The following is a 16,444-nucleotide window of genomic DNA, read 5'->3' on the forward strand; positions in this document are numbered from 1 at the left end:
AAGAGTGAAGGAACGTCAGCAGGCGTTCTTGTGCAACAAGCCGCGGTTCATGATCAGCTTGATGGAGTCGGGCTGGGTCAGCAGAGAGATATCGTCCAGCGGGTTGCCGTCGACGAGCAGCAGGTCGGCATGCGCGCCCACGCACACTTCGCCCAGCAGACCTTGCTGGTTCAGGATTTCGGCGCCGATCAGCGTCGCCTGTTGAATCACCTTGGCGTTGCCCAGCACGCGGGCGCGCAGAGTCAGTTCATCGGCTTGCATGTAGTGGGTTTCGCCCAGCAGGTCGCTGCCGTAACCCATCTTCACGCCGACGTCGTCCAGGATCTCAAGCGCCGTCAGGCCTTGCGTGCGCACGGTGGCAATCTTTTTCACCGAGTCCAGCGGCAGGCCATAGCGTTCGCCGTCGTTGGCCAGCCCTTCGTAGGTGATCAGCGTGGGCACCATGTAGGCGCCGTGCTCTTTCATCACCTCGGCGGCCTCGCGGTCGACCAGGTTGCCGTGTTCGATGGTGCGTACGCCGCAGCGCACCGCGCGCATGATGGCGCGCGGCGTGTAGGCATGCGCCATCACATACGTGTTGGCGTTGCTGGCCTCTTCCACGATGGCCAGCAGCTCGGCTTCGGAAAAGCCCAGGTTCTGGATCGGATCATTCGGCGAGGCCACGCCGCCCGACGCCATGACCTTGATCTGCGTCGCGCCCTTCAGGATTTCTTCGCGCACCGCCAGGCGGCAGTTGTCCACGCCATCCACCACACGGCCGATGTTGCCGATCTTGACCGAGCACGGGCAGGGGTCCAGTTCATCGTTGCGCTGGCGGAAGTCGCCATGGCCGCCCGTCTGCGACAGGGCCTTGCCCGCGCAGAAGAGGCGCGGGCCGTCGATCACACCGTCCAGCACGGCTTGCGCCAAGGCCCAATCGGCCCCGCCGGCATCGCGCACGCTGGTGAAGCCCCGGTCCAGCATGCCCTGCATGATGGGCAGTGCGCGCAACAGCGCCAGGGCATTCGGCAAGGCCGCCACGCGGCCCAGGTTGAAGGACGACGCCACCACGTGCACGTGGCAGTCGATCATGCCCGGCATCAGCGTCATGCCCTTGGCGTCCACCACCTCGGCGTCCGGCACGCTCAGCTCGTCGGCGCTGATGCGAGTGATCATCCCATCTTCAATCAACACATTGGCCGCGGCTTCCAGGGCCAACGATCGGGTATTCAAGATCTTGCAATTCTTAACAACAACCGGCTTCATAAATAAATCACGCTATCTGTTCAACATGCAGGAAATTCAGCATGGCGAACTCTACCGGTACAATCCAAACGTCCGATACCGGGTCTCCCCTTAGGCGTTCGACACAAATTTGAACAGCCTTATGAGCTTTACTCATACCCCCGTTTTTTCGTCATTCGCATCACTCATACCCCCATGAGACGCCGCTGCCCCACCCTTTCTGAATTGAATGCGTTCACCGCGGCGGCGCGCCATTTGTCGTTTTCCAAGGCGGGCAAGGAACTGTTCGTGACGCAAAGCGCCATCAGCCGGCACATTGCCACGCTGGAAAGCTATCTGGGCCACGCGCTGTTCATCCGCGCCACCAACGGGCTGCAACTGACCCGCATGGGCGCCACCTACCTCAGCCTGATCCGGCCCGCGCTGCACACGTTGGAAAGCGCCACGTCACAAGTCATGGCCACGCAGCAGTCCGCCAAATCGCTAAACGTATCGGCCGCGCCCACCTTCGCCGCGCAGTGGCTGTTTCCCCGTTTGAAGACCTTCCGCGAGTTCAATCCCGATATCTCGATTAATTTCGTGCGCTACAGCGTGGCCGATTACAAAAGCACCGAACTGGATTTCGATGCTTCCATTCAATATGGCTACGGCGATTGGCACGATGGCGACGCCAAGTATCTGACCGGCCGCGAAACCCGCCTGGTGTGCTCGCGCGAGTATCTGGAACAGCACCCCATCGGCAGCCTGGAAGACATCAAGCAATGCACGCTGTTGCAGCACATCGAGATTCCGCTGTCTTGGGAATACTGGTTTTCCACTTATCTCGGCGATTATGACCGCGCGCGATTCGGCCCCGGGTTCAATCTGTTTTCGATGATTATCCAGGCGGCGTCGTCGGGCTTTGGCGTGGCGCTGATGCCGCATTGCCTGATCGAAAAGGAATTGGCCACGGGGCAGTTGGTGGACGTGTTCGACCGCACGTTCGAAAGCCCGCTGGGTTACTACCTGTGCGCGCCAAACTGGCGCAGCAATATGGAAAGCTATGACCGCCTGAGCCAATGGCTGTCGCATGAGTGTTTACATGCGGCGGCGCTGGAAGGCATGCCGGCGCAAGCGGCCACGCCCGCCTTGGATTGCCCTTATTGCGTGGCGGGCCAGGCCGGATCAACCGACTAGTTCACGTGCTGGCTTCATCTTTTTAGTTCACACGATTGGGGAGCACCGCGCGCATCCACCGGCTTAATCGCGGCCGAATGCGCTGGTTATGCAGCAGCACCGCGCCCAACACACCGATGAACGCGCCAATCACCGTATCCACAAAGCGCGCCTCGATGACCTCGGCCGGATAGCCCTGCCCCAGATGCGGCGCTTCCGCCAGAAAGATGGTCAACGGGGTGATCAGCGCGACGGCGCTGGCATAGTGCCGGACCACCAATGTTTCGATCCCGAACGACAGCGCCATCATCACGGCGGCCAGCGTCCACACGTTCAACGGCAAACTCAATAAAGCCCACGCCACGCACAAGCCCAGCGCCGTACCCAGTATCCGGTGCAACTGCCGGTTCCACGCCGCCCAAAGGCTTGCCCCCTGGATAATCGCCAGGCAACTGACCGGCACCCAGTACGGGCGCGGCAGTTGCAGCAATTCGGCCACCAACAAGGAAATGCCCACGAACAAGCCGATGATGACGGAGTCATACACCACAAAATCAAACGTGGGCTTGGGTAAGGGCGTATCGGGCGGTGGCGGCGCCACGCGCGTCATGTGCAGGCTATACGCAAACGCCACCAGGCAGGCCACCAGGCAACCCAGTGCCACCATGCCTACCCGCATCGGCACATCCTCGATGCTGCCGGGCGTGTACGCCGCAATCGCCGTTGCCATGATGAAGAACAGACTGCCCGGCGGACCCAGCCGATAGCAGCGGCACACCATGTTCACCAGCATGGCAATCAATGTCAGCGCCGCGATCGTGGCCGTGGGCCAGAACTGCGTCAGCGCGCCCACCGCAAAGCAGGCCACCATGCCGAAGGACGCGGCCAGCAACATCATCATCCGTTGCTGCAAGGACGCATGCGGCAGGCTCAGAAACACCATGCCGCCCAGACTGGACATCAGGCCATAGTCCATGCGGCCAAAATACGCGCCCACCATCAAGGGCAGGCCGGAAGACAGGGCCGCCGCCAGCGGCATCTCCCAACGCCGGTCGCTGGCATTGACGCGGATCAGTTCGCGCCATGTGCCCTGAACCTGCTGCTTGACGAAGCCGCGGCCGGGTCGGCGTAGGTCATCGCCGTCTGCCTTTTTCGCTTGGTCTTTCTCGTTCATGCATCGCCCCTCTGTCGGCCTGGCAGCGATTATCCCTCCAAAATTCCGCCCAGTGGATTTAACGGGAATTCCCTGATATTCCCGCCCAGGCGCCGTGGCTACCATTCCGCGCACCTCGGCTTACCGGCCGACAGAATACCTATGCGCCATCGCGCGGAGACACCATGAAAGCACTCAAACACGTTGCGGCAGGCACCGCCTTATTTCTTTCGTCCTGGGCCGCCACGGCCGGCGTGACTTTCGACAGCGTCAAGAGCAAGGGCTTTGTCCAGTGCGGCGTCTCGACCGGCGTGGCCGGCTTCTCGGTCAATGACAGCAAGGGCGGCTGGGTCGGCCTGGACGTGGACCTGTGCCGCGCGCTGGCCATCACCATGTTCGGCGACCCCGCCAAGGCCAAGATCATGGCCGTCAGCGCCGTGCAGCGCTTCACCGCTTTGCAGTCGGGCGAAGTCGACGTGCTGCCGCGCAACACCACGCTATCGCTCACCCGCGACACCACGCTGGGCTTGATCGGCGTGGGCGTCAACTTCTACGACAGCCAGGGCATCATGGTGAACAAGTCCCTGAACGTGAAAAGCGCCAAGGAACTGGACGGCGCCACCGTGTGCGTGCAGCCGGGAACGACGTCGGAACTGAACCTGGCCGACTGGTTCCGCTCGCACAACATCGTCTTCAAGCCGGTGGTGGTGGAACGCCTGGACGAGATCATCCGCGCCTTCGCGGTCGGCCGCTGCGATGCCTTCACCGGCGACAAGTCGCAACTGGCGGCGGCACGCAGCAATCTGGACAACCCGGGCCAGTACGACATCCTGCCCGAGAACTTCTCGAAGGAACCGCTGGGCCCCATGGTGCGCCAGGGCGACGAACAATGGTTCAACGTCGTACGCTGGACCCTGTTCGCCATGCTGGAAGCCGAGGAATATGGCATTACGTCCAAGAACGTCGACGAGATGCTGAAAAGCACCAACCCCAACGTGCAGCGCCTGCTGGGTGTGACGCCCGGCATGGGCAAGAACCTGGGCGTGGACGACAAATGGGCCTACAACATCATCAAGCACATCGGTAACTACGGCGAGAGCTTTGAGAAGAACCTGGGCCCCAGCAGCCCGCTGAAGCTGTCGCGCGGCCTGAATGCGTCGTACCGAGATGGTGGTTTGATGTATGGGTGGCCGGTGCGTTGATCGGGTATTAGGCGGGGCTGGAGCCTCGGCTTGATATGGGCTTGATCTAGGCTGGACTTGGGTCGGTTTCCGGATTCGACCCCACGCTTGACTCCGGGCTTGCTCCCCTTTTTCGGCCCGAACGGCCGGCGGGCGCTTCATGCGCCGGCCGGCCGTTTTCATTGGCCGGGCCGGTTGAGGGAATCGTTACACTGGCGGCTGCCCCTGCGACATTCCTGCTCGCGCCTTTTCCGCCTAGATGACCACAAACTCCCCTGCCCCCCAGTTCTTCCCCGCCGGCTTCGTTCCTACTGAAGAACAGACCCGGATCCAGACCTCGCGGAGCCGGACCAGCCTAGTCATCGCCAACGCGGGCGCCGCCAAGACCACCACGCTGGCCCTGCGCATCGGCGAAGCGCTGACGCGCGGCCTGCCGCCCGAAGACATCCTGGCGCTGACCTTCACCGACGAAGCCCGCCAGGTGCTGCAAACGCGCTTGGTGGACGTGGGCATCGCCTACAACACGGCGCGGCGCGTCAACGTGCTGACCGTTGAAGAATATGCGCAGCGGGTATTGGCCAAGGTTGAAGACGGCAAGCCCGAGCCCCTGCCGTCCACGCGCGAACAACAAAGCTACGCGCTGTTTGCGCTGGAAAACGTGGCGGCAAATAACCCGCAGTACGCCGACCTGCTGGACATCCGCACCCACAACACCGCCGTCAGCCAGTTCCTGGACAACCTGCTGAAGCTCAAAGCCACCATGCGGATTGCGCCGGATGACGGGGCCGACGTGCTGTTCATTGCAGAAAGCGCGGGCGTGACCATCACCGACTATCTCTGGGCCGTTGAATACGAAAGGCAGCGCGTGGATGTGTTCGGCTACGTCGACGCCCGGGGCTTTTTCGACGCCACTTACGACTTGGCGCGCCTGCTGCGATCCGCGTCTGACCCGCGCGAGGTCTTGGTGCCCTACAAGCTGGTTCTCGTCGACGAATTGCACGACATCAACGAAGCGTCGTTCTGCATCATCGAAGCGCTGTTGAATGTGGACGTCACCTACTTCGTGGGCGTGGGCGACAAAGACCAGGTGATCTATTCCCACCTGGGCGCCGATGAATCCTTTCTGCAAACCCGCATCCGCGCAAGCTTTCCCGATTGCGCGAACTTCCCGCTGACGATGACCTACCGCCACGGCCCACACCTGGCCTACGCGATGGAAGCCTTCAAGCATAAGCCGGTGGATTCCAACCTGCCGCTGCGCACCGAGATTCACGAAGCCACCTACGCCGACACACCGGGCGACTGCGGTGCACAGGTCGTCAAGGCCATCCTGCAATGGAAGCAGGCCCGCAAGCCGCTGGACCAATGCAGCGTCCTGCTGCGCGACGCGCATCAATCCATCGAAATCGAAAACGCCCTGATGAACGCCGGCGTGCAATACCGCACGCTGACGATGAAGAGCTACCTGCTGCGCGAAGAGATCCTGTTCCTGCGCGGCATGCTGGCCATCGCGCTTGATGACTTCCATCATGTCGCGGCCCCCGCCACACGCGAAGCCATCGTCGACGCACTGACCACCTTCGCCGAAGTACCGCTGACGCCCAAGGAACTGCAAGAGGCACAGACGACGCTGGCGAAAGAACCGTCCGCGCTAAAGCACTTTTTTACCGGCCAGATCCAGCGCGTCGGCAGCCCCGCCGCCCGCGCCCGCATCTCGGATGCGGTTTCGCACCTGCGCGAGCTATCAACCGACACCCCAGCCTACCAGGCCCTGGAAACCGTGCGCGACCTGATGGACATGGACAAGGTCGCCAAGCGCCTGTACGTGCATCCCTACGAGGCTTCCGTCGTCACCCGCTCGGTCAACGGCTTCATCGCCTCGGCCAAAATGTCGGGCAAGACCCTGCGTGAGTTTTCAGAATGGATTGGCGCGGCAGAAGCGTTTGTTGGCGCGCGGCCCGGCAAGAACACGGTGCAGATGGACTGCATCGTCAACGTCAAGGGCAAGGAATTCGAACACGTCATCCTGCCATTCATGGACGCCGACGCGTTTCCCGATCCGTTGCGTAAAGCGGGGGAAGAAGAGAATTTGTTTTATGTGGCAGCAACACGGACAAAGTCCCGCCTGACCATGGTGTCTTCGGAAGACACTGCGCGGCGTAGTGCGTTCATCGCGCGCATGCAGTTGGCGGCGACGCAGAAGCGCGCGGATACGGCGCTACGCCGGAACCTGGCCGCGCCGGTCAAGGCAGTGGGGCATCGCGACTTGAAGGTGGCGTACGCGAATAGGGACGTGGTCAAGGCGCTAGGGGCGCAATGGGACAAGACCCGCAAGGTTTGGTATGTGCCTAGCGGGGTGGATTTGGAGGCGTTTCGGGAATGGTTGGCGGAATAAGGAATTGGCCAAGGCATGATGCAGGGGTGGCAGCGGGATAGCACAGGGATGGCGCACAGGGATGTCACCGGTCGACGTAACGTAACGTTAAAGACCGCAACATGGCCGTCTTGAAAGCCAGTTTATGATGGCACCGTAGTGAGCACGCCCAAATGCGTTACTCTCCCCTCCCCAATCTATTCCGCAAGGAGCCCTCATGGCACAAGCCTCCGCCCGTCACATCCTCGTTTCCACCGAAGCCAAGTGCAACGAACTCAAGACCGCCATTGAAAACGGCGCTGACTTCGCTCAAGTCGCCAAGGAAAACTCCAGCTGCCCGTCGAGCCGTGACGGTGGCAACCTGGGCACCTTTGGCCCGGGCCAGATGGTCAAGGAATTCGATACCGTCGTGTTCAGCGCGCCGGTTGGTGAAGTTCAAGGCCCGGTGAAGACCCAGTTCGGTTATCACCTGGTTGAAGTGACCAGCCGCCAGGACTAAGTCCCGCCGCTGTAAGAAAAAAAGCCGCCGCCAGGGGAAACCCGGCGGCGGCCTTTTTGTGTCTGATGCTTCGGGTTCAGGTGCCCCACGCCGATCAATCTTTGCCTGTCATCACCCGGTGAGCCAGCGCGTCGGCGTCCAGTCCGGCGATATCGCGTTCGATCACCTTGACGCCGCCTTTCAGGATGGCGACCCGATCGGCCAGCGCGACCACGTCGGCCATGTTGTGGCTGATCAGGATTACCGTGCGCCCTTCTTCACGCAGCTTGCGCACCAGGTTCAGGACCAAGGCGGTTTCCTTGACGCCCAAGGCGGCGGTGGGTTCGTCCATGATGACCACGCGGGCGTCCCAGCGTAGCGCGCGGGCGATGGCAACGGCCTGCCGTTGGCCGCCCGACATGCGTTCGACGGGTCGGTCCATGTCGTCGATGGGCACCGACAAACGCTGTAGATAGCCGCGCGCCTGTTCGGCCATGCGGCGCTTGTCCAGCACCTGCAGCGGCCCCACGCGCCGTACTAATTCGGCGCCCATGAAGACGTTCTCCCAGATGGACAGGCGGGGCGCCAGCGCCAGGTCCTGGTAGATGGTGGCAATGCCCTGCACCAGCGCGTCGTGCGGCGAGCGGAAGACGACAGCGCGGCCGTTCAGGCTGAGCTCGCCACCCGTGGGTTCCTGCGCGCCCGAGATGATGCGGATCAGCGTGGATTTACCCGCGCCGTTGTCGCCGCAGATGGCCATGACCTTGCCTTCGGGCACGTCCAGGTCCACGCCTTTCAGCGCCTCGACGGCTCCGTATGACTTGCGGATCTGGCGTAGCGATAAGGCGGCGGTGATGGGGGGCATGCTGGCTGGGGTCATCGGGGTCATGCTGGCTGGGATTACACGCTGGCCCGCATTCACTTCGCGGCGGGTTGCAGAAACTTCTGCACGTTGGACGCATCGACCAGCACGGAATCCATGAACAGGTACGGGCCCGAGGCCACCTTCTCCTTGGGTTCCTTCTTGACGACGATGCGGTCAATGGATTCGATGGCGCTGGTGCCCAGTTGCTCGAACGGAATCATCATCGTGGCAGTGATCAGGCTGTTGGGATCAGCAATGCGGCGATAGGTTTCGGGGCCACCGTCCACCGACACCAAGGTGATGTCGCCCTTCTTCATGCCTTGCGATTGCAGCAGGTCGTCGATAACGTAGGCTTGTCCGTCAAATGATGCCCATACGCCCTTGAACTGGCCTTGGTGACGCAGGAACAGGGCTTGCATGCCGTTGCGCACGTCGTCGCGCCAGCTTTGGGTGCGGGCCATGCTGAACTTGGCCAGGTCTTTGACGGCGGTGTTTTCAGTCAGCACCGCGTCCAGCATCTTGCCGCGGATGCGCGTGCCCGAGTTGCCGTCAAAGCGCGCCGACAGGATGTTGCCCTGATAGCCCATCTTGCCCAGCAGGTACAAGACCGACTGCGCGCCCGTGGCGTATTCGTTGACTTCCACGTCGAACAGCATGTGCGGGCTGGCGCCGGACATCACGCCCACCACCGGAATGCCCTTCTCTTTGGCGGCCTGCAACTGGGCATCGGTTTCCACCGGCTTGCCCATCGCGATGACGATGGCGTCCACCTTCTTGTTGACCAGCGTGTCCAGTTGCTCGGCCAGCTTGGGCAGTGAGCCTTCGGCGTTCAGTTGCGTGACGGTCCAGCCTTTGGCGCGCGCGGCCTGCGCGGCCGCGTTGGCCACGCGGGCGTGCGTTTCGGACGACATCTGAAAGGCGACGATGCCGACATCAAAGGCATGGGCGGCGCTTGCGGCCAGCGCCTGCACGGCGAAGGCGCTGGCCAGCAAGGTGCGCTTGATCAATTGCTTCATGGTGGTTTCCCCTTTGGATCAGAATTTGAACGCCGCTTTCTTCAGCACGGCCGACGACACCGCAACGGATGCAATCATGATGAAGCCCAGCACGATGTCCTGCACGTAGTACGGCGCGCCCATCAGGACGAGGCCATTGCCCAGCACCTTCAGGATCAAGGCGGCCACCAGCGTGCCGACGATATTGGCGTGGCCGGGGTTGAACATCGTCATGCCCAGCAGCACGGCCGCGATGGCGTACAGGAAGTAGTCGCCGGCCATGTTGGGCGCGGCGGACGACAGGCTGGACGTCAGCAACACGGCGGCGATGCCGGCGCATACGCCCGACAGCGCCAGCCCGATGCTTTTCATGGCGCGGATGTTGATGCCGGCCAGGCGCGCGGATTCTCCGGCTTCGCCCGTTGCCGTCATGCGGGCGCCGGTACGCGTCCACTTGATAAGGAAATACGCGACCAGCACGATGCCCAACATCCACAGCACCAGCGCCGGGATGCCGAAAGGCTTGGCGCGGGCCAGGTCGGTAAAGGCGGTAGGCCAGCGGCCCACGTAGGACACGCCATCGGTCAGCATGAAGGCGAAGCCCCGCGCCATGGCGGCCATGCCTAGCGTGGCAATCAGCGACGGTACCCGCAGGCGCGTCACCGCGATGCCATTGGCCAGCCCGCACAGCAGGCCGACGCCCAGGCCCGCCGCGATGGCGACCACGACCGGTTGGCCCGTATGGACCATCGCGCCCGTGACGACAGCAGCCAGGCTGGCGACGTCGGCCACCGACAGGTCCAGTTCGGCCGTTACCAGCGCCAGCGTGAAACCGATGGCGATGATGGCCAGGAAGCTGGTTTCCTTGGCGATGTTCAACAGATTATTGGGCGCCGCGAAATTAGGGGCGGCGATTGCGAAGAAGCCCACCAGGGCCAAACCTGCGATTGCCGTGCCGTACTTTTCCAGGATGCCGCGCATCGACTCAACCCTTGCCGCGTTGGTGTTCGTTGTAGTGCAAGGGTTATCCACCACCTGCCGGGCGTTCGCGCCCTGATGGCGTAGCAGTTTATACCCGCGCAGTGCTGGACAGGGCCGCTTTGCCGCTGTGGCGCACTTAGGGTTTTTACGGCAAGCGCGTGCTGGCCAAGGCGTGCGACACCGGCGTCAAGGCGGCTTCGGCGGCGCGAAACTGGGCGTACATGCGGTGATAGGCGTTGCGGCGTGTTGCGTCGGGATCGTAGCGGCGCGCGGGTCGCGCAAGCGCGTCCTGCGCCTGCGCGAAGCTGGCGTAGCGGCCCAGCGCGGTCCAGGCGGCGGCGGCTGCGCCGATCACTCCAGGCTGATCCGCCTGCCCAACCACAACCGGGCGTTCACAGATATCGGCCTTGACCTGGCACCAGTGCGGGTTGGATGCAGCCCCGCCACCAAAACGAATTTCGGCAACCGGCGCACCCAACGCGGCTTCCGCGCGTTCCAGCACCGTGCGGTTCAAGAAGGCCACGCCTTCCAGCACCGCCCATGCCAGGTCGCCAGGACCATGCCGGCGGTTCAGGCCGAGGAAGGCGCCGCGTAATTGCGGGTCCCAGTAAGGCACGCGTTCGCCTTGAAGATAGGGCAGGAACAAGGCGGGCTGCGGGTCGCGCGGCGCGTCCAGCAAAACGTGCATGGCGTGGCCGACACTGGTCATGCCGCCTGCGTGTCCATCGGCGTGCTTGTCTGCGTGTTCGTCTGCGTGGCCGTCTGCGCCTTCACCTGCCTGCTCGCCCGCATCTCCGCCTGCGTCCGACGCTCCAAAGCGGCTCACCCCGCCCAGCAAGGACAGCAGCCACGCGACGGTGTCCGCGCCGTTCTGACCCGGCCCGCCAATCTGGTGATTACCATTGCCCCAGTTCACCGTCATCAGACCCGCTGCCTGCACCGGTTCCGCGCCAACCGCGCCAAACACTTCAGTGGTGCCCGAGATGTTGTAGGCGTACCCCGTCCGCAAGGCGCCCAGCCCGGCCACGGCCGCCCAGGTGTCATTCGAGCAGGCGATCACGCTACGTCCCGCCAAGCGCGCCAGTGAACCCGGCAGACCCGCCTGCACCGGGCCGACAACAGCCAAGGGGTCCAACAGCGGCGGCACCCAGGCGGGGTTGGCACCCATGGCCGTCAACAGGTCGGCTTGCGCTCCGTGCGCGCTGCCCGCCGCCGCCAGCCTGGCCATCGACACCGTGTCGCTGGCGGCCCGGCCGGTCAGGCGGAAGTTCAGGTAGTCCTTCGGTTCCAGCACGACGCGCACGCGCGCCGCGTCCTGTGGCTCGGCGTGCAGCAGCCACGCCACCCGCGCCCAGGGGTGGAACGCGTTGATCTGCGCGGTTTCGGGGTGGCCGGCAGGCGCACGCGCCAACCAGTGCGCCACGTCCGCCGCCGTACGCGTATCGCGCCAGGTAATGGCGGGTCGAATGGCGGCGCCGTGCGCGTCGATGAAGACTTGCGTGCGGGTAACGCCGCAGATGGCAACAGCGGCAATGGCGTCAAAGCCGGCCCCTGCCTGCCGGGCCAGCGTGTCGCACAGGGATTGCAGCCCGCGCCACCAGTCGTCTGCGTCAATCTCGTCCCAACCGGGGTGCGGGGCCGAGCCTGCCGGGCTGTCGATGACGCAGGCATGCGCGATGTTGCCGTCCACATCCACCAGCGCCGCCCGAAAGCGGGTGCCGCCCAAGTCCACGGCCAGCACGTAGCCGTGGGTAAGTCCAGGGGGTTGGGCGTGGAAGTGCGGGCGGTCTGACATAGTGGCCGATTGTATTTCAGCGTAAGGGTTTCCCCGGCGGCTTTCTGCCCCCGGCTTGGCGACACGGGCAATCACAAACCACGCTGCGCCGCAGCACCGGAAACCCTATCAGTTGATAATTTCTGTTCAGGTGACAAGGGCAAAGCCCTGCGACAGAATGGGCCGCACCCGGAGGAGACAGCCGGGGCCACGATAAAACGTCATACATCCCAGGCCCATGAAAAAACCCAAGAGCAATGTGATCATCACGTGCGCCATTACCGGTTCGGTGCATACGCCGTCGATGTCGCCCTATCTGCCCGTCACCCCCGATGAGATCGCGCAGTCGGCATTGGATGCCGCCGAGGCCGGCGCGGCCATCGTGCATCTGCACGCGCGCGATCCGCAGACGGGCAGGCCCACGCAAGACCCGGCGCTGTACGCGCAGTTTCTACCACGCATCAAGGCGCAAAACGATGTGGTCATCAATATCACCACCGGCGGTTCGCCCGTGCTGCCGGTCAGCGAACGCATGCTGCCGGCCGCGCAATTCAAGCCGGAGGTTGCGTCGCTGAACATGGGGTCGATGAACTTCGGCATGTATGAATTGCTGGAGCGCTTCAAGGAATTCAAGCACGACTGGGAACGCCCCTACCTGGAAAGCAGCAACGACCTGGTGTTCAAGAACACGTTCAAGGATATCGAGCACATTCTGTCGTCCTGCAATGACAACGGCACGCGCTTCGAGATCGAGTGCTATGACATCGGGCATCTGTACACGGCGGCGCATTTTGTGGATAAGGGGCTGTTGAAGCCACCGTTCTTGATCCAGTCCGTGTTCGGTATCCGGGGCGGTATCGGCACGCATCCCGAAGACGTGATGATGATGCGTCGCACGGCTGACCGGCTGTTTGGCGATGACTACCGCTGGTCGGTACTGGCGGCGGGGCGCAAGCAGACCACGCTTGCGACCATGGCGGCGACGATGGGCGGCTTTGTGCGCGTGGGGCTGGAAGATTCCTTGTGGGACGGCCCGGGCGAACTGGCACTGTCGAATGCAGATCAGGTGCGCCGCATCCGCCGCATTCTTGAGGACTTGTCGCTGACCATCGCCACGCCCGACGAGGCGCGCGAGATTCTGCAACTGAAAGGCCGGAACAACGTCGCGTTCTGACGACGACACGGCATCCACAATCAAACCCCAGGCGGGAGACAAACATGAAGAAAATCTTGAACGCGGCAGTGGCATCGGCCTTGCTGGCAATAGGCGGCGCAGCCGTGGCGGACGCCAACGTGATCCGTATCGGCTTCATCACCGATATGTCGGGCCTGTCGGCTGATGCTGATGGCCCGGGCGGGGCCGAAGCCATCAAGATGGCGGTAGCCGACATGGGCGGCGAGATCGCCGGCAAGAAGATCGAGGTGCTGGTGGCCGACCACCAGAACCGCGCCGACATTGCGTCGTCGCGCGCACGCGAATGGCTGGACCAGCGCGGCGTGGACATGCTGATCGCAGGCGCGAATTCGGCCGCCGCGCTGGCGATGGCGAAGGTGGCTGAAGAAAAGAAGACGCCGTTCTTCGTGGTAAGCGCGGGCGCGTCGGAACTGACCAACGCGCAGTGCACGCCGTACACGGTTCACTACGTGTACGACACGGTATCGCTGTCGCGCGGCACGGCGCGCGCCATGCTGAAGGAAGGCAATAAGGACTGGTACTTCCTGACCGTGGACCACGCCTTTGGCCACGCGCTGGAGCGCGATGCCTCGGCCGTGGTGCAAGCGAACGGCGGCCAGGTGAAGGGCCGCGTGCGCCATCCACTGAACGCGGCGGATTTCTCGTCATACATCCTGCAGGCGCAGGCATCGGGCGCCACGGTGCTGGGCCTGGCCAACTCGGCCTCCGACACCAGCAACGCGGTCAAGGCCGCCGCGGAATTCGGGCTGACGCCCACGATTAAGATCGCGGGCCTGCTGGTGTTGATCACCGACATCCACGCGCTGGGCCTGGCGGCCGGGCAAGGCATGTACCTGACCACCGCCTGGTACTGGGACCAGGACGATGCGTCGCGCAAGTGGGCGGCGCGCTTTGAAGAGCGCATGAAGAAGAAGCCGTCGATGCTGCAAGCCGGCGACTACTCCGTCACCACCACCTACCTGAACGCGGTCAAGGCCACCGGCACGACCGACGGCGAGACCATCATGAAGTGGGTGAAGGCCAACCCGGTGAACGACTTCTTCGTAAAGAACGCGACCGTCCGCGCCGACGGGCTGCTGGTGCACGACATGTACTTGATGCAGGTGAAAAAGCCTTCGGAATCCAAGGGCCCGTGGGACTACTACAAGCTGATCTCGAAGATTCCGGGCGACCAGATCTACACGTCGCCGCAGGAATCGAAGTGCCCATTAATGAAGCCCTGATATTGAAGCCGTGATGTTGAAGCCATGACACCTGCCCACCCCGAAGGAAATCGCATGAACCCGCAAGACCTGAGCGCCCTGCCGGTGGACCTGAGCGGCCGCCGCGTCATCGTTACCGCCGGCGCGGCGGGCATCGGCGCCGCGCTGGCCGACGCCTTCGCCGAGCGCGGCGCGAACGTCCACGTGTGCGACGTGGACGAAGGCGCGCTGTTTGAATGCCGCCATGCCAACAGCCGCGCCGACGTGAGCCGCCGTGAAGAGATTGACCGCTACATGGAAACCGCGCTGGCGCACCTGGGTGGCCTGGACGTGCTGGTGAACAACGCCGGCATCGCCGGCCCCACCGCCCGCATCACCGACATTCAGCCGGACGAGTTGGCCGCCACGCTGGACATCAACCTGGCGTCGCAATTCCATACGGTTCGGCATGCCGTGCCCGCGCTGCGCGAATCAGGCGGCGGCGCCATCATCAACATCAGTTCGGTGGCGGGGCGCATGGGGCTACCCTTGCGCACGCCCTATTCCGCCTCGAAATGGGGCGTGGTGGGGCTGACGCGTTCACTGGCGGTGGAACTGGGCGTTTACGGCATCCGCGTCAACGCCCTGCTGCCGGGCTTGGTGGCCGGCCCGCGCATCGACCGCGTGATTGCCGCGCGGGCGCGCGCGATGGGCCTGACGGTGGAAGAAGAAACCAAGCTGGAGTTGGCGGGCGTCAGCCTGCGGCAGTTTGTACAGGGCGCCGACATCGCGAACATGGCGCTGTTCCTGGCCAGCCCGTTTGGCGCGATGATCAGCGGCCAGGCGATCAGCATCGACGGCGACCTGCAATCTTTGCCGTGGCAGCCGCCGGCCGATTAAGGTTCGGTGCACCCGTAGCCCGTAGGCGGCGTGTCCGTGCGCCGGCATGCCGGGCTAGGCAATCAGTTGGATCGTCTCCGCAAAAACACCGGTGCGGCGCGCCTGGGCCGTGGCGTACAAGGCGCCCAGCAGCCGCTCGCTAAGCTCATGGTTCTGCGCTTCCTTGCGGGTGATCAGCACAAACTCGAACCACTGCCTCGACGCCAGCGGCACCGCGACGATGTCGGGGTAGACGGACACAATGTCCGACGCCGATATCGCGTTGACCAGGCTGATGCCTTTGACGGCGCGCACCGTGCCGGGCACCAGCGTCATATGCGCTTGCATGCCGGAGTCCAGCGCATCGGAATCGGTAATGTCGCCTTGCGCCACCACGTAGTCGGACCACAGCGGCTTGACGAAAGATTCGGGGGAAATGTCCGACACCGCCACCACGTCGCGCCGCGCCAAGGGGTGGTCGCGGTGCGCAATGGCCATGACGTCGGTGCGCAGGAATGTGGTGAAGTTCAGGCGCGGACTGTCGCGGCCCACCGCGCCCAGGCCGAAGTCGGCCCGCATGGTTTCCACCGCGCTTATGCATTGCACCGACGATTCCACGTCGATGGAAAACGGCCGCTTGCCGTGCTCATCCAGATGCCGCTTCACCGCTTCGGGCGCATAGACCAAGGCCAGCGCGGGCGACGAGGCCACGCGCAAGCCGCGCCCGCCAAACTTTTCAATGCTGTGCAGGGCTTCGTCGATGCGCACCAATTCGTCCAGCACGAACTTGGCTTCGGTATACAGGTACTGCCCGGCTTCGGTGGGCCGCAAGGTCTTGTGCGATCGGTCAAACAACTGCACGCCCGTAGCGGTTTCCAGCCGCGACACCGCATGGCTGATCGCGGGCTGCGTCAGGCTCATCACCTGCGCGGCCTGGCGCGTGGACCCGGTCATGACGACCGTATAGAAAATACGCAGGTCGTGAATATTGAAGTTGCGTTTCATGCCG

At 63.5% G+C, this 16,444-nt stretch carries 14 protein-coding genes; 7 read left to right on the plus strand and 7 right to left on the minus strand.

All coding sequences use genetic code 11. The features are described from left to right. Nucleotides 1-15: 15 nt before the first annotated feature. Nucleotides 16-1,245 (minus strand): metal-dependent hydrolase family protein, encoded by a 1,230-nt coding sequence (locus P8T11_RS16670; protein WP_268080925.1) that lies wholly within the window; start codon nucleotides 1,243-1,245, stop codon nucleotides 16-18. A 204-nt stretch (nucleotides 1,246-1,449) separates the two neighbouring features. Between P8T11_RS16670 and P8T11_RS16675 the strand changes: the two genes are divergently transcribed. Beyond that, a complete protein-coding gene (locus P8T11_RS16675) occupies nucleotides 1,450-2,400 on the plus strand; it encodes a LysR substrate-binding domain-containing protein (protein ID WP_268082338.1) in 951 nt (316 codons plus the stop codon). 22 nt (nucleotides 2,401-2,422) lie between these two features. On the opposite strand, the gene P8T11_RS16680 is transcribed toward P8T11_RS16675, so the two are convergent. Continuing rightward, entirely contained in the window at nucleotides 2,423-3,553 is a 1,131-nt protein-coding gene (locus P8T11_RS16680) for an FUSC family protein (protein ID WP_268080924.1), read from the minus strand. Between the two features lie 164 nt (nucleotides 3,554-3,717). Between P8T11_RS16680 and P8T11_RS16685 the strand changes: the two genes are divergently transcribed. The 3 genes from P8T11_RS16685 to P8T11_RS16695 all read left to right on the plus strand — a co-directional run bounded on the left by P8T11_RS16685 (nucleotide 3,718) and on the right by P8T11_RS16695 (nucleotide 7,586). Further along, on the plus strand, nucleotides 3,718-4,734 hold the full coding sequence (locus P8T11_RS16685) for an amino acid ABC transporter substrate-binding protein (RefSeq protein ID WP_268080923.1): 1,017 nt from the start codon (nucleotides 3,718-3,720) through the stop codon (nucleotides 4,732-4,734). Nucleotides 4,735-4,972: 238 nt separating this feature from the next. Continuing rightward, on the plus strand, nucleotides 4,973-7,108 hold the full coding sequence (locus tag P8T11_RS16690; protein ID WP_268080922.1) for an ATP-dependent helicase: 2,136 nt from the start codon (nucleotides 4,973-4,975) through the stop codon (nucleotides 7,106-7,108). Nucleotides 7,109-7,304: 196 nt separating this feature from the next. Next, complete coding sequence (locus P8T11_RS16695; protein ID WP_050445647.1) at nucleotides 7,305-7,586, plus strand: peptidylprolyl isomerase; 282 nt, start codon at nucleotides 7,305-7,307, stop codon at nucleotides 7,584-7,586. A 94-nt stretch (nucleotides 7,587-7,680) separates the two neighbouring features. Here P8T11_RS16695 and P8T11_RS16700 read toward each other — a convergent pair whose 3' ends face one another. From P8T11_RS16700 to P8T11_RS16715, 4 genes are all read right to left on the minus strand, one after another. Beyond that, complete coding sequence (locus P8T11_RS16700; protein ID WP_326494531.1) at nucleotides 7,681-8,421, minus strand: ATP-binding cassette domain-containing protein; 741 nt, start codon at nucleotides 8,419-8,421, stop codon at nucleotides 7,681-7,683. 62 nt (nucleotides 8,422-8,483) lie between these two features. Further along, complete coding sequence (locus P8T11_RS16705; protein ID WP_050445645.1) at nucleotides 8,484-9,446, minus strand: sugar ABC transporter substrate-binding protein; 963 nt, start codon at nucleotides 9,444-9,446, stop codon at nucleotides 8,484-8,486. An 18-nt stretch (nucleotides 9,447-9,464) separates the two neighbouring features. Then, entirely contained in the window at nucleotides 9,465-10,406 is a 942-nt protein-coding gene (locus P8T11_RS16710) for an ABC transporter permease (RefSeq protein ID WP_127185904.1), read from the minus strand. 145 nt (nucleotides 10,407-10,551) lie between these two features. Then, on the minus strand, nucleotides 10,552-12,201 hold the full coding sequence (locus P8T11_RS16715; RefSeq protein ID WP_268080920.1) for a xylulokinase: 1,650 nt from the start codon (nucleotides 12,199-12,201) through the stop codon (nucleotides 10,552-10,554). A gap of 217 nt (nucleotides 12,202-12,418) precedes the next feature. On the opposite strand from P8T11_RS16715, the gene P8T11_RS16720 reads away from it, so the two are divergent. The 3 genes from P8T11_RS16720 to P8T11_RS16730 are packed head-to-tail and all read left to right on the plus strand — an operon-like array spanning nucleotide 12,419 to nucleotide 15,456. After that, nucleotides 12,419-13,354: a 3-keto-5-aminohexanoate cleavage protein gene (locus P8T11_RS16720; protein WP_268080919.1), complete on the plus strand. Its 936-nt coding sequence runs from the start codon at nucleotides 12,419-12,421 to the stop codon at nucleotides 13,352-13,354. 44 nt (nucleotides 13,355-13,398) lie between these two features. After that, the gene (locus P8T11_RS16725; protein WP_268080918.1) at nucleotides 13,399-14,598 is read left to right on the plus strand and encodes an ABC transporter substrate-binding protein; all 1,200 of its coding nucleotides are present in this window, start codon (nucleotides 13,399-13,401) and stop codon (nucleotides 14,596-14,598) included. A 54-nt stretch (nucleotides 14,599-14,652) separates the two neighbouring features. Further along, nucleotides 14,653-15,456: an SDR family oxidoreductase gene (locus P8T11_RS16730; protein WP_268080917.1), complete on the plus strand. Its 804-nt coding sequence runs from the start codon at nucleotides 14,653-14,655 to the stop codon at nucleotides 15,454-15,456. 54 nt (nucleotides 15,457-15,510) lie between these two features. Here the strand turns inward: P8T11_RS16730 and P8T11_RS16735 are convergent, their stop codons facing one another. Continuing rightward, complete coding sequence (locus P8T11_RS16735; RefSeq protein WP_268080916.1) at nucleotides 15,511-16,440, minus strand: LysR family transcriptional regulator; 930 nt, start codon at nucleotides 16,438-16,440, stop codon at nucleotides 15,511-15,513. Nucleotides 16,441-16,444: the final 4 nt, after the last annotated feature.

This window comes from Achromobacter spanius (genome assembly GCF_029637605.1).
GTDB lineage: Bacteria > Pseudomonadota > Gammaproteobacteria > Burkholderiales > Burkholderiaceae_B > Achromobacter > Achromobacter spanius_E.